At 63.3% G+C, this 12,905-nt stretch carries 12 protein-coding genes; 7 read left to right on the forward strand and 5 right to left on the reverse strand.

The genetic code is table 11. The features are described 5' to 3' along the window. The first annotated feature begins 20 nt into the window (after window positions 1-20). Window positions 21-1,577, forward strand: coding sequence for a DUF4070 domain-containing protein (locus QM672_RS25580; protein ID WP_415085969.1), 1,557 nt, complete (start codon window positions 21-23; stop codon window positions 1,575-1,577). 157 nt (window positions 1,578-1,734) lie between these two features. Here QM672_RS25580 and QM672_RS25585 read toward each other — a convergent pair whose 3' ends face one another. After that, the gene (locus QM672_RS25585) at window positions 1,735-2,262 is read right to left on the reverse strand and encodes a DUF6428 family protein (protein ID WP_367624331.1); all 528 of its coding nucleotides are present in this window, start codon (window positions 2,260-2,262) and stop codon (window positions 1,735-1,737) included. Window positions 2,263-2,309: 47 nt separating this feature from the next. On the opposite strand from QM672_RS25585, the gene QM672_RS25590 reads away from it, so the two are divergent. Genes QM672_RS25590 through arsH form a run of 5 tightly spaced genes read left to right on the forward strand, consistent with a single transcriptional unit; the run spans window position 2,310 to window position 5,813 of the window. Further along, complete coding sequence (locus QM672_RS25590) at window positions 2,310-2,672, forward strand: ArsR/SmtB family transcription factor (RefSeq protein WP_367624330.1); 363 nt, start codon at window positions 2,310-2,312, stop codon at window positions 2,670-2,672. Continuing rightward, window positions 2,665-3,207 carry an arsenate reductase ArsC gene (locus QM672_RS25595; protein WP_367624329.1) on the forward strand — a complete coding sequence of 181 codons (543 nt, stop codon included), beginning with the start codon at window positions 2,665-2,667 and terminating at the stop codon, window positions 3,205-3,207. The genes QM672_RS25590 and QM672_RS25595 overlap by 8 nt, the downstream gene beginning before the upstream one ends. Before the next feature lie 8 nt (window positions 3,208-3,215). Further along, window positions 3,216-4,046: an arsenic resistance N-acetyltransferase ArsN2 gene (gene arsN2 / locus QM672_RS25600; protein WP_415085982.1), complete on the forward strand. Its 831-nt coding sequence runs from the start codon at window positions 3,216-3,218 to the stop codon at window positions 4,044-4,046. A 1-nt stretch (window position 4,047) separates the two neighbouring features. Continuing rightward, entirely contained in the window at window positions 4,048-5,103 is a 1,056-nt protein-coding gene (arsB, locus tag QM672_RS25605; RefSeq protein WP_367624328.1) for an ACR3 family arsenite efflux transporter, read from the forward strand. Further along, window positions 5,100-5,813 (forward strand): arsenical resistance protein ArsH, encoded by a 714-nt coding sequence (arsH, locus tag QM672_RS25610; RefSeq protein WP_311944981.1) that lies wholly within the window; start codon window positions 5,100-5,102, stop codon window positions 5,811-5,813. Before arsB ends, arsH begins: the two co-directional genes overlap by 4 nt. A 127-nt stretch (window positions 5,814-5,940) precedes the next feature. On the opposite strand, the gene QM672_RS25615 is transcribed toward arsH, so the two are convergent. Then, entirely contained in the window at window positions 5,941-6,798 is an 858-nt protein-coding gene (locus QM672_RS25615) for a MipA/OmpV family protein (protein ID WP_415085973.1), read from the reverse strand. A 152-nt stretch (window positions 6,799-6,950) separates the two neighbouring features. Continuing rightward, window positions 6,951-7,565, reverse strand: a complete 615-nt coding sequence (locus tag QM672_RS25620) for a helix-turn-helix domain-containing protein (RefSeq protein WP_415085975.1) — start codon at window positions 7,563-7,565, stop codon at window positions 6,951-6,953. 120 nt (window positions 7,566-7,685) lie between these two features. Here QM672_RS25620 and QM672_RS25625 point away from each other — a divergent pair, with 120 nt between their 5' ends. Continuing rightward, window positions 7,686-8,255 carry a hydrolase gene (locus tag QM672_RS25625; protein ID WP_415085977.1) on the forward strand — a complete coding sequence of 190 codons (570 nt, stop codon included), beginning with the start codon at window positions 7,686-7,688 and terminating at the stop codon, window positions 8,253-8,255. A 104-nt stretch (window positions 8,256-8,359) separates the two neighbouring features. Here QM672_RS25625 and glyA read toward each other — a convergent pair whose 3' ends face one another. Together glyA and QM672_RS25635 are read right to left on the reverse strand one after the other, a co-directional pair. Then, window positions 8,360-9,664, reverse strand: a complete 1,305-nt coding sequence (glyA, locus tag QM672_RS25630; protein ID WP_394311991.1) for a serine hydroxymethyltransferase — start codon at window positions 9,662-9,664, stop codon at window positions 8,360-8,362. A 45-nt stretch (window positions 9,665-9,709) separates the two neighbouring features. Beyond that, entirely contained in the window at window positions 9,710-12,403 is a 2,694-nt protein-coding gene (locus QM672_RS25635) for a phosphoenolpyruvate carboxylase (RefSeq protein WP_415085979.1), read from the reverse strand. Between the last annotated feature and the right edge of the window lie 502 nt (window positions 12,404-12,905).

The raw sequence follows: 12,905 nt of genomic DNA on the forward strand, positions 1-12,905 counted from the left end.
ACCACTGAACGGTGACGACCATGGCCCATATCGTGCTGATCAATCCGCGCTTCGAGGCTTCCTATTGGGGATTGGAACATGCCCTACCCCTGTTCGACGCCAAGGCCAACCTGCCGGTCGCCTGCCTGCCCTTGCTGGCAGCGCTGACACCGGCCGAACACACCGTGACCCTGATCGACGAAAACGTCGAAGCAATCGACTACGAGCTCTGCGCCCGGGCAGATATTATCGGCCTCACCGGCATGATCGTACAGCGTTTCCGCATGCGCGAGATCCTCGACGAACTCAAGCGCCACAATTGTTTCGTGGCGGTCGGCGGGCCCTGGATCACCGTGCGGGAGGACTATTTCGGCGATGATGCCGACGTCACCTTCGTCGGTGAGGCCGAGGAAAGCTGGCCGCGCTTTCTGGATGATTGGATCCAGAACCGCCATGCCCGCCGCTACGAACAGGCCGACAAAACCGACATGAGCACGGTGCCGGTACCGCGCTTCGACCTTCTCAAGATGGACGACTACGCCGTCGGCAGCGTGCAGTTCTCGCGCGGCTGCCCGTTCACCTGCGAATTCTGCGACATCATCGTGGTGTTCGGTCGCAAGCCGCGCATCAAGACCAGCAGGCAAGTCATCGCCGAACTGGAGGCGTTGCTGGCGACAGGCATGGATACCGCCTTCATCGTCGACGACAACCTGATCGGCAACAAGAAGGCGATCAAGGACGTGCTGCGTGACGTCATCGCCTGGCAGGTCGCGCATGACTATCCGATGACCTTCGTCACCGAGGCCTCTATCGACCTCGCCGACGATGCCGAGCTGATGGAGCTGATGGTCGACGCCAATATCAGGGTGGTATTCATCGGCATCGAGACGCCGAACGAGGCGGCTCTGCGCGAAACCAAGAAGCTGCAGAACGTGCGCAAGGGCGCCACCATGCTGGAGAAGGTCCACACCATCCAGCGCAGCGGCATCGAGGTGTGGTGCGGCATGATCCTCGGCTTCGACAGCGACGATGCCACCATCTTCGAGGCCCAGCGCCGCTTTATCAAGGACTCGCGCATCGTCAATGCCATGGTGGGCATGCTCGCAGCCATTCCCAAGACGCCGCTCTATAGCCGCCTCGCCAAGGAGGGTCGCCTCGACCTCGCCGACCGGCAGCCCTACGGCACCAATGTCATCCCCCTCAATTTCAGCCGCGAGGCGTTGCGCGACGGCTATCTGGACGTAATGGCCGATCTTCACCAGCCCCAGGCCTATTTCGATCGCCTGGATGCCCTCTATCTCGACGAGCGCATCAGGCCCGAACGCTCGAGGCTGCGGCATCTGCGCCGCCATCCGCTGCGTTTGGCAAGGCTCAACCTGATGTGGATGCTGGAGGCCGCCGGCATCTTCCTGCGCCTGATGCGCCGGGTACCCCAGAAGGAACTGCGCCGGGTCTATCGCCAGCGCCTGTGGACGATGCTCAAACGCCGGCGCTCACCGGTGGTAATGCAGATCTACGCGATCAAATGCGCCATGCACTACCACGCCCACACCATGATCACCGACATGCGAGCCGGCCGGATCGTCAACTCGTTCTGAAAAATGCGGAGCAAGCCTGCGCTCGGCCTAGTACTCTACAGTTGCTTCTTTGTTCGAAGGGGATTTGGAGTGTCAGCCCCGCTCCATCACTTGATGGAGCTGTGGAGGCTGACACTCCCCTTTTCCCGTGCTCCTTCATGCAAACGCAACTGCAGTGCTAGCAGCACCCGCCGCCGCTTGCTTTCGAACTGCAGCACGCCGTCGCGCCGGCCGGTTGCTCGAGCCGATGGCGCGGCTTGCAAATTGCCGGGCGCCCTTCGAGTTTGAGGACGATCTGCTCGCCACCGGCGATTTCAAGTGCACCGACATCGAATATCTGCATGGGCTCGCCAGGCTGGCCCACCTCGAAGGTAAGCCGGGCATCCGCTTCGAGCTCCAGCCTTTCCGCGACCCGTTGCAGAATTCGTTCGAATTTGGCGACGGACATGAAATCCCCGTCGGCGGTCGCCTCGATGTCCTCGACCTGCAGGATCGTTTCTCGCCAGGCATCCGGATTGCCGCCACAATCCAGGGTGACGAACGAGCCCGCCTTGACCTCGGTGACATGATAGCCGGGCCGTATCGTCCGCTCGCCATAATGCAGCACCAGCCCCTTGCCGGCATGCGGCTTCAACGCAGCTCGGAAACCGTCGAGCGAGGCATCGCCGCCAAATTCGATCGTCAATGGGCTGGCAGAAGCGTTCATGTTGGTGTATCCATCATTTCAATGAGTCTTGAGATGTTGAGATAAAAATGGACGAAAAGCAAGCCCTCAATGCCTTCGCCGCCCTATCCCAGGAAACGCGGCTGAGGATCGTCAAGCTGCTGGTGACGGCTGGCCCGGGCGGCTTGGCGGCAGGCGCGATTGGCGAGGCCATGGACGGCGCTTCCTCCTCGCGCATGTCGTTTCACCTCAGCCACCTCGAGCAGGCCGGTCTGGTTGAATCGCGCCGTGAGGGACGTTCGATCCTCTACAGCGCGGCCTATCCGGCGCTTTCCGGCCTGATCGAATTCCTCATGCGTGACTGCTGTCAGGGCCACCCGGAAGTCTGCAATCCCGCCGTCGCCTCGCTCTCGGCGTGCTGTGCTCCTCGAAAGGATATCCCCCATGCCTGACCCGCATGCGCCTTCGCACATCTACAATGTGCTGTTCCTGTGCACCGGCAACTCGGCCCGCTCGATCCTGGCCGAGAGCATCCTGCGCAAGGATGGCCGTGGCCGCTTCAACGCCTTCTCGGCCGGCAGCAAGCCCAGGGGCAGCGTCCATCATTTCGCACTGCATTGCCTGGAACGGGCTGGATATCCGATCGAAGGCCTGCGCTCGAAGAGCTGGGACGAGTTCTCCGGGCCTGATGTGCCGCAGATGGATTTCGTCTTCACCGTCTGCGACGACGCGCATGGCGAGACCTGTCCGGTCTGGCCCGGGCACCCGATGTCGGCCCATTGGGGCATCGAGGACCCGGCTCGTGTCGAGGGCAGCGACATCGAGAAGGAAACGGCGTTCGTCACGGCGCTGCGTTTTCTCAAAAACCGCATCAGTGCTTTCATCGCTCTGCCAGTCGCCAGCCTGGATCAGGCATCCCTACGCGCACAGCTCATCGAAATCGGCCAATCCGAAGGGGCAACCTCGCCCCGCAACAGCGCGGCATGACGGCCAGCATGGATATCGTCATCTATCACAATCCCGATTGCGGCACTTCGCGCAACACACTGGCCTTGATCCGGCAATGGGGGACTGAGCCCCATGTCATCGAATATCTGAAAACGCCTCCCTCACGGGCCCTGCTGGCTCGGCTCGTCGAGCGAATGGGTATCGGCGTGCGAGCGCTGATCCGGCAGAAGGGCACGCCCTATGCGGAACTCGGATTGGATTCGCCTGATCTGACCGACGATCAGCTCCTGGATGCGATGATCGCACACCCCGTCCTGATCAACCGGCCCATCGTTGTCAGTCCACTTGGCGTGAAGCTCTGCCGACCGTCCGACGTCGCGCTTGATCTCCTTCCTCAAGCAATGGCACGCTCGAGGATCGAAAAGGAGGAAGGTGTTCCCTTCCTGAAGGACGTCGCCGCAGCTCCGACCAATCCGGCCTTTGTCGCCGCCCTCCAGGCGGAAAACTTACCGGTCGACGACCTCGCCGAGCCAGGCAGCAGATTCTTTGCCTATCACACACTCGACGGCCAGCCTGTCGGCTTTGGCGGCTATGAGTTGCAGGGCGACGAGGTTCTGATCCGATCGGTCGTGGTACCGCAGGAGGCGAGAGGAACGGGGATCGGCCGCAACATCGTGCCCTTGCTGCTCTACCGGGCTTATGAAGCTGGTGCAAAGCGAGCCTGGCTCCTGACGACATCGGCATCTGATTTCTTCTCTCGCGTCGGCTTCAAGCCGGTAGAGCGGGCAGCTGCGCCCATCGCGATCCTGGCGACACGCCAGGCGTCATCGCTTTGCCCCGCCAGCGCGGTGCTCATGACCCGCAAGATCAGTTTCTGACATGTCCACATTCGAACGCTACCTGACGCTCTGGGTTGCCCTTTGCATCCTCGCCGGCATTGCACTCGGCCATTTGATGCCGGCGGCCTTCCAAACCATCGGCGCCGCCGAGATCGCCAAGGTCAATCTCCCGGTCGCCGTGCTGATCTGGCTGATGGTCATCCCCATGCTGCTGAAGATCGACTTCGCCGCCCTGCGCGAGGTCGGCCGGCACTGGCGGGGCATCGGCGTCACCCTCTTCATCAATTGGGCCATCAAGCCATTCTCCATGGCATTGCTCGGCTGGCTGTTCATCGGCTGGCTGTTCCGGCCCTATCTGCCGGCTGTCCAGATCGACAGCTACATCGCCGGGCTCATCATCCTCGCTGCGGCGCCCTGCACCGCCATGGTGTTCGTCTGGTCGAACCTGACCAAGGGCGAGCCGCATTTCACCTTGAGCCAGGTCGCGCTCAACGATGCCATCATGGTCGTCGCCTTCGCGCCGATCGTCGGCCTGCTGCTCGGCCTCTCGGCGATCACCGTGCCATGGGGCACGCTCGTCCTGTCGGTCGGGCTTTATATCGTCATTCCGGTGACGGTGGCACAGTGGCTTCGCCGTCGCTTGCTGGCCACCGGAGGCCAGGCGGGGCTCGACCATTTTCTCGCGCGCATCGGCCCCCTCTCCCTGCTGGCGCTCCTCGCCACGCTGGTGCTGCTGTTCGGCTTCCAGGGCGAGCAGATCATCGCTCAACCCCTGGTCATCGCGCTGCTTGCCGTACCGATCCTGATCCAGGTCTATTTCAATGCGGGGCTTGCCTATGTGCTCAATCGCATCGCAGGCGAACAGCATTGCGTCGCCGGCCCCTCGGCCCTGATCGGCGCCTCCAACTTCTTCGAGCTTGCCGTTGCCGCCGCCATCAGCCTGTTCGGCTTCAACTCGGGGGCCGCCCTGGCAACCGTCGTCGGCGTGCTGATCGAAGTACCGGTGATGCTGTCCGTGGTGTGGATCGTGAATCGATCCAAGCCTTGGTATGAGCGGGGTTCCTCCGCGGCCGCAGCGGAAGGACGCGATGGATGACGAACGACCTGCCCAACATCGCCGCTGATTGCGTGCAAATCCCCTCGCTCGATCGTCTGCGGCCGAAGGCGTCGGGACATCCGCCACGCATCCTGATGCTCTATGGCTCGCTGCGGGAACGCTCCTACAGCAGGTTGCTGACCTTGGAAGCGGAACGGCTCCTCAGGCATTTCGGCGCAGAGACCCGGATCTTCGATCCGCATGGCTTGCCGCTGCCGGACACCGAGCCGGCAGATCATCCCAAGGTCCGCGAACTACGGGAGCTGTCGCAATGGTCAGAGGGGCAGGTCTGGTGCAGCCCTGAGCGCCATGGTGCCATGACAGGTATCATGAAGGCACAGATCGATTGGATTCCCTTGTCGATCGGAGCGGTACGCCCGACCCAGGGCAAGACGCTTGCCGTCATGCAGGTCTCAGGCGGTTCGCAATCCTTCAATGCGGTCAACCAGATGCGCGTCCTCGGCCGCTGGATGCGAATGATCACCATCCCCAACCAGTCCTCGGTCGCCAAGGCCTATGAGGAGTTCACGCCCGACGGTCGTATGAAGCCCTCATCCTATTACGAGCGCGTCGTCGATGTAATGGAAGAACTGGTCAAGTTCACCCTGCTGACGCGCGATGCCTCGGATTACCTCACCGATCGCTACAGCGAGCGGAAGGAAGCACACGCAGCCCTTGAAGCCCGTCTCAAACTGACGGAAGTCCGATGACTCAATCCCACGCTGGCCAGTGATCACCATCATCGGGCGGCACAGATCTTTGCACTGAGGGCTTCCTACCACGCACCTGCCGTGCTGGCGGATTTCTCGCGCGACTCTTCCATGGCGCTGCGCCCGCCTATCGGAATTTCAGGCCGAAGGAATAGCTCAGGCTGAGGCCGACCGTGTTCTGGTTGAGCGAACCGAAACGCTTCGTGACCGGGCTGTCCGCGGCATCGCCCGTCAGGCGCTCGTATTTGTCATAGAGCGTCGCTTTCCAGGCCGGCGAAAACTGGTAGGAAAGCGAAGCCAGGGCACCATAGGCCTTGATGCCGGCTGAGGGGTCGTAGGGGATCACCTGGCCATTGCGTGCGGCATCGCGCTCCGTCACACCGAAGGAGGAGCGCATATAGGTGCCGTTGCCAACCGACAGGCGCGGACCGATGGAAAAGGTGAAGGCGTCGTAGGGCTGCACCCAGTCGGCCGAGAAATCGGCGACCAGCCCTTGCCCGGCCCGCAGGGCCTGGCGCACTTCCGCCCGGGCACGGAGCTGATTCTCGATCAGCCAATATTCCATGAACAGGCCGGCATCGAGCGTCGCGGGCACCGTATGCACGCCGGTGAGGTCCCGCTCATCCGATCGCGAGCGGCCGCCACGGAAATCGGCAGCGGGCCCAATGGCAAAGCCATGGCTTTCGAACACCGAAAACGAGAATGCGTCATCGGGGGCGCCCCATCCGGGTGCCTCCCCTGCTCGCCTGATGTCGAAATCGGAGGGCAGCACGGTAACGCTGGTTTTCGAGGCTCCCTCATAGGTCGGTCCATACTGCGTCCCGACCCCCACCGTCACGATCCAGTCCGGACCGGCGTCGGGCTGTGAGGAAAAGTTCAGCACCGAATAGGGAGAACGTTCATCGGCATGCACTCGCGAGCCGGGCATGAACGTGCCGGCGGCGAAGCCAAGGAAAGCCAGAACGGGCAATACTCTCGAACGCATGGACGCAGCATCCTCAAACTGGATCGTACTTGCGGCGCGTTCCGTCGCGTTGACAAGCAAAATCAGGCTAGAGGCTTAAGATTTCATGGGCATGACGCGCCTGCGCCACGGGAGAGCTCTGCCGTTCGTCACCTCGTCTTGATTGTCAATCGTCATGGCCGTGCCGGCGTCAGCTTGGCCCCCAGATAGAGACGGTTCATCAATCTGAGCTGGTCCGGCGCGCCTGGCGTCGTCGGCGCGTCCTTGCGCATCATGCCGACCATGGTCTTCATATTGTTGAGCACGACTGCGGCGATGTCGTCCGCTTCGGCCTCCGCCAGGCCTGGCGCGTTGGCCATCAGCGCCGCGCGCACGCCGGCTAGAGCCTGAGCGCGGAAGCGCAGGCGGATCTGCGTCCAATCCGTCCTGGAATCCAGCAGGGCCGTAACGGCTCGCGCCTGGGGATGAAGCTTCACCAGGAGATCGATAAGGATGTCCGCCAGCTGCTCCGGCGTAGCGCCTGCCGCCTGATCGCGCACGGCGTCATAGGCAGCGGCAAGGACCGTTGCATAATGATCCATCAGCGCATCCGCCACCGCGTCCTTGCTGGGGAAGAAGCGATAGAGCGAACCGATGCGGGCATCGGCGCGCAGGGCGATCTCCGCCATGGTGGTCGCCTCGAAGCCCCGCTCCTGGATCACCTCCGCCGCCGCTTCCAGGAGTTCGGCGACGCGCTGCCGGCCGACCTCGCGCTGGGGCGCCAAGGTTTTGCGTTTCTGGCTTGACAAATTTGAGCCCATCCTCAAATACATACGCTGCTTGAGCAATTCCTCAAATAGATATCGATCTCCCCGCCATCATGCAACCCTGGCGCGAGGTAGTCGAAAACTCCGCAAAAGGATCAATCCATGCCCGCTCTGCCCGCCTCGACGACGGCTCTGATCTTGATCGATCTGCAAAAGGGAATTGTCGGCACGGCCGCCGAGCCCTATTCCGGCCCCGATGTGCTGATCAAGGGGCAGGAACTGGCCCGGCGCTTTCGGGCAGCTGGAGCGCCCGTCATCCTTGTCAATGTCGCCTTCTCCGCCGATCGCGGCGATGCCCTCAAGGCACCGGTCGACCAGCCCATGAGAATACCGCCCGGCGGATTTCCCGAGGGCTGGGCGGATCTGGCCAACGGTCTTGCAGACCCCTCCGACCTCAGGATCACCAAGCATCAATGGGGCGCCTTCTACGGCACCGAACTCGACCTGCAGCTGAGGCGCCGCGGCATCACCACCGTTGTCATCGGCGGCATCGCCACCAATATTGGCGTCGAATCGACCGCCCGCGCCGCCCATGAACACGGCTATGCCGTCGTGCTGGTGGAGGACGCCTGCACAGGCCGCGCTGCCGACATGCACGCCTTCGCCTTCCAGCGCATCTTCCCGCTGCTCGCCCGCGTGACCAAGGCCGACGACGTCACGTTGCAGCCATGACAAGCCCGCAGGTACGGTCGGGGATACGCAGCTAGAACCCTAAGACTACGGCGGGACAAGGCCATGGCTCGGACAGTCGCCATGGCCCTCCGCTGCGTCGTCGTTCAGTCATAGATCGGGAAGCGCGCGAGCAGGCCGCTCACCTCCTGGCGCACCCCGGCTTCCACAGCGGCATTGCCCTCCTCGCCATTGGCGGCGAGACCATCGATCACCGCCAATGTGAGGCGGGCGACCTCCTTGAATTCCTCGACCATGAAGCCGCGTGTCGTGCAGGCTGGCGTGCCCAGGCGCACGCCGGAGGTCACCATCGGCCCCTGGGGATCGAAGGGAATGCCGTTCTTGTTGCAGGTGATGTGAGCCCGGCCGAGCGCCGCTTCCACCGCCTTGCCGGTGAGGTTCTTGCGGGTAAGGTCCACCAGCATCAGATGGGTATCGGTGCCACCCGACACGATGTCGACACCGCCGGAGGACAGCGCTTCGGCGAGGGCTCTGGCATTGTCGACGACATTGGCGGCGTAGGTCTTGAACGCAGGGGTCAGCGCCTCGCCGAAGGCCACGGCCTTGGCCGCGATCACATGCATCAGCGGACCTCCCTGTAGGCCGGGGAAGACCGCCGAATTGATCTTCTTGCCGATCTCCTCGTCATTCGACAGCACCATGCCGCCGCGCGGACCGCGCAGGGTCTTGTGCGTCGTGGTCGTCACCACATGGGCATGGTCGAGCGGGTTGGGGTGGACGCCGCCGGCGACCAGGCCGGCGAAATGCGCCATGTCGACGAAGAGCTTGGCGCCGACCTCGTCCGCGATCTCCCGGAAAGCCTTGAAATCGATGATGCGCGGATAGGCCGAGCCGCCGGCCAGGATAATTTTCGGCCGATGCGTCCTGGCAAGGTCGCGCACCTGATCGAGGTCGATGCGGTGCGTCTGCGGGTCGACGCCATAGGAAACCACGTTGAACCATTTGCCCGACTGGTTGACCGGCGCGCCATGGGTGAGGTGTCCGCCGGCGGCGAGGTTGAGGCCGAGAAAGGTATCGCCCGGCTGCATCAGGGCCATGAACACCGCCTGGTTCGCCTGGCTGCCGGAATTGGGCTGCACATTGGCAAAGCTGCAGTTGAACATCTGCCGCGCCCGCTCGCGGGCAAGGTCCTCGACCTCGTCGACATGCTGGCAGCCGCCATAATAGCGCCGCCCCGGATAGCCCTCGGCATATTTGTTGGTGAGGACCGAGCCTTGCGCTTCCAGCACGGCCCTGGAGACGATGTTTTCCGAGGCAATCAGCTCGATTTCCTCGCGCTGGCGATGGAGCTCGCGACCGATCGCACCGCTGACCGCCGGATCGGCCTTGGACAAGGTATCGTGAAAGAAATGGCCGATATCCGTGCTATCGGTTCTGACGGGGCTGTCCATGAAACTCCTCCCTTATGGCGCCCGGAGGCGCTGATATGACCATCGTCAGCCGGTCCAACCGAGCCCGGCCGAGATGCAGTTGATCGAAAGCAGCAGGGCATTGACCGCTCGCTTGGGGCTGGCGGACTTGCCGTCCTGGGCGCGGACTTCACGCAGGAGCTGGACCTGCAGGCGGTGGATCGCATCCATCTGCGGGCGGGTCTGGTCGAAATGGCGCTTGAAGGAGGGAAACCGCTCCGAAAGGGCCAGTCCGCCATTGACCTCGGCAATCATCTTGCGAGTCAGCTCATATTCGGCCGCGATCTTGCGGTAGATGCGCTCGCCAACCTCGCCGTCCTGCACCAGCGAGGCATAGAGACGCCCGATCTCCATGTCGGTCTGGTAGAGCCCCTTGTCGACCTCGTCGACGACGAGGCGAAAGAAGCGCGAGCGTTCGAACATCTGGCGCAGCAGATCGAGCCCCGCCTCGCCGCGGACGCCGACGAAGGAGTTGAGCGCGCTGCCGATGCCATACCAATTGGTGATCAGGTGCCGGTTCTGGCTCCAGGCGAAGACCCAGGGGATGGCGCGCAGGTCGGCAATGTCACGGGCGCCGAAACGCCGGGCCGGGCGCGAGCCGATCTTGAGCAGCGACAATTCCTCGACCGGGCTCGCCTGGTTGAAATAATCGATGAAACCCGGCTCGCGGATCAGGCCGGAATAGGTTGCCTGCGACATGCCGGTCAGCGCTTCCAGCGCCTCGTTGAACTCGGGATTGTCCTTGAGCTGGCTCTCGTTGCGCGACTTGACCGAATGGGCGAACACGCTCGCGGCCAGGATCTCGAGCTGGTAGAGGCCGGTGCCGCGATTGGCGAATTTCGACGATACCACTTCGCCCTGCTCGGTGACGCGCATCACGCCGTCGATGGTGCCGGCCGGCTGGGCCGCGATGGCCCGGCCGGTCGGCGCCCCGCCGCGGCTGACCGAACCGCCGCGGCCATGGAAGAAGCTGATCTTGACCTTGCGCTTGAGGCCGAGGGCAGTGATGCGCCGCTGCGCCTTGCTCAGCTCCCAATTGGATGCAAGGAAGCCGCCATCCTTGTTCGAGTCGGAATAGCCGAGCATTACTTCCTGGCGGTTGGCGAATTCGCGCACCGATCGGCGCACGATGGAAAGGCCCAGCAGCTGGTCGAGAATGTCGGGGGCGGCCCGCAGGTCCGCGATGGTCTCGAACAGCGGCACCACCCGCAGATTGATGGTGCCGCTGCCGTCGGCGGCCGTGGCTAGACCGCTATATTGCGCCAGCAGATAGACGGCGAGCAGGTCGTCACAGGAGCGCGTCATCGACAGGATGAAAGCGCCGATCGCGCCTGTGCCCGGGTCGGCCGAAGCCTCGCGGATGACGTCGAAGAGATCGAGCAATTCCCGGGCTTCGTCGGACAAGGTTGCCCGGTCAAAAATCGGTCTCCGGCCCGATTGCAGTTCGGACCGCAGGCGCGCGCTCCATGGGCCGGTTTCCGGCTGCGGAGAGTCGCCTCCCGGGATCTGGCCGAACAGCTCGGCCAGCACGCGATTGACCACGGTGGAATTCTGCCGGATGTCGAGCGAGACTGTGCGGAAGCCGAAACTCTCGACCTGCTGGCGCAGGGGACGAATGAGGCGCCGTGCCGTCAGGGAGCCGCCAAGCCGGACGAGGACGTTTTCCAGCTCGCTGAGATCGGCGTTGAAGGTGTCCGCGCGAACATAGGGCTCTGCCATGGACTCGCTGCGCATGGCGCGCAGGCGCTCCAACATGCCCGCCGCGAACTGACGCAGCGGCTCTCCCGGGTTGCGGGCCATAACGGCCGATGCGGCACCCGTCGAGCGCAGGAGGCGATCGAGGGCCTTGCCGAAATCCTCGGGAATGTCGACGACGTTGGCGCTGACGCTGAGCAAGGTCACCAGACGGCGCACCTGCTGAATGTACCAGCCGATGATGGCCTGGCGGCAGGCATCCAGCGCATAGGCCGTGGTCTTGGCCGTGACATTGGGGTTGCCGTCGCGATCGCCGCCGATCCAGGAGGCGAAATGCAGGAAGGACGGCACCTTGAGGTCATATTCCGGATAGTGGCGTGCCAGCGCCTCCTGGGCCGTCTCGTAGATCCGGGGTGTCGCCTCGAAGATGACCTCGCGGAAGAAGTGGAGGCCCCAGGCGATTTCGCGCTCGACCGAGGGGCGTTCGAGGCGCAATTCGCCGGACATCCACAACAGCTCGATCTCGCTCGCGAGATCGTTGACATGCTGCTCGCGCTCGCGCGGCGCCCAGCGATGCTGCTCCAGTTCGGTGAGCTTGCGATAGATGCGGCGGTGGATCTCGAGAACGGTGACGCGCTTGGCTTCGGTCGGATGGGCCGTCATCGTCGGCCCGACCCACAACCGGTCGAGCGCGGCCTGCACTTCCTCGGCCGGATAGCCGGCGGAGGCGATCTCCCCCATCACATTGGAAAAGGAGCCGACGATCTCGTCGGCGCCGCCGACCTGCTCGAGCTCACGCCGGGCGCGCATGGCCAATAGCTCGTTGGCGATGGTGACCAGCTGGAACCAGATCCCGGTCGCCTGCAGGGCGCAGATGCGTTGCTTCTTGTCGAGCGTATCCAGCGGTTCGGTGCCGGCCAGCACCGCAGCCAGAGATGGCTCGCGTTCGCTCACGACGGATAGCAGCAGCCTGAACAGCAGGCTGCGTACATCCTCGCGGAAACTGAGTGGCCTGCTCTCGTCCAAGGCGTCCCCCGTTCGCTGGAGCAAAGCGCGTTCGAGTGTGACCGCTTGTTTGCTCTCGCTCTTTGTTTCGACGCGCCTTTGCGATTCGAGGTGACCCCATCTCATCGCAAAACGCTCTAGCCACGATCCCGCAGGCGGCCCGATACCGGCCTTTCGCCTGTTCCCCCGAATGCTTGGTTCTGGGGATTTTTGGTTGGCTTAGCAGACCGCGTTTTGCCCCGGTTGGAAACGCCCGGACGGGTAGAAATCCTGCTCGTTCGGGTGGTGGAAAGACTGGCCGCCCGGATGACACCGATTGCCCTGCCGAGCAATGACGGGCCGTCGCCTCCGTCCGGACGTGCAGGCGAAGGATGTACGGCGAGCCCGCAAAAGAAAACGGAGGCGGCCAAGGCCGCCCCCGCATGATTGAAACCACCGATATAGGCAGTTTCGAACGCTTTACCCGAAGATCAGACGAGATCGAAGCGATCGGCGTTCATGACCTTGGTCCAGGCGGCGACGA

Origin of the sequence: Labrys sp. (in: a-proteobacteria), from assembly GCF_047605565.1 — a bacterium.
Lineage (GTDB): Bacteria > Pseudomonadota > Alphaproteobacteria > Rhizobiales > Labraceae > Labrys > Labrys neptuniae.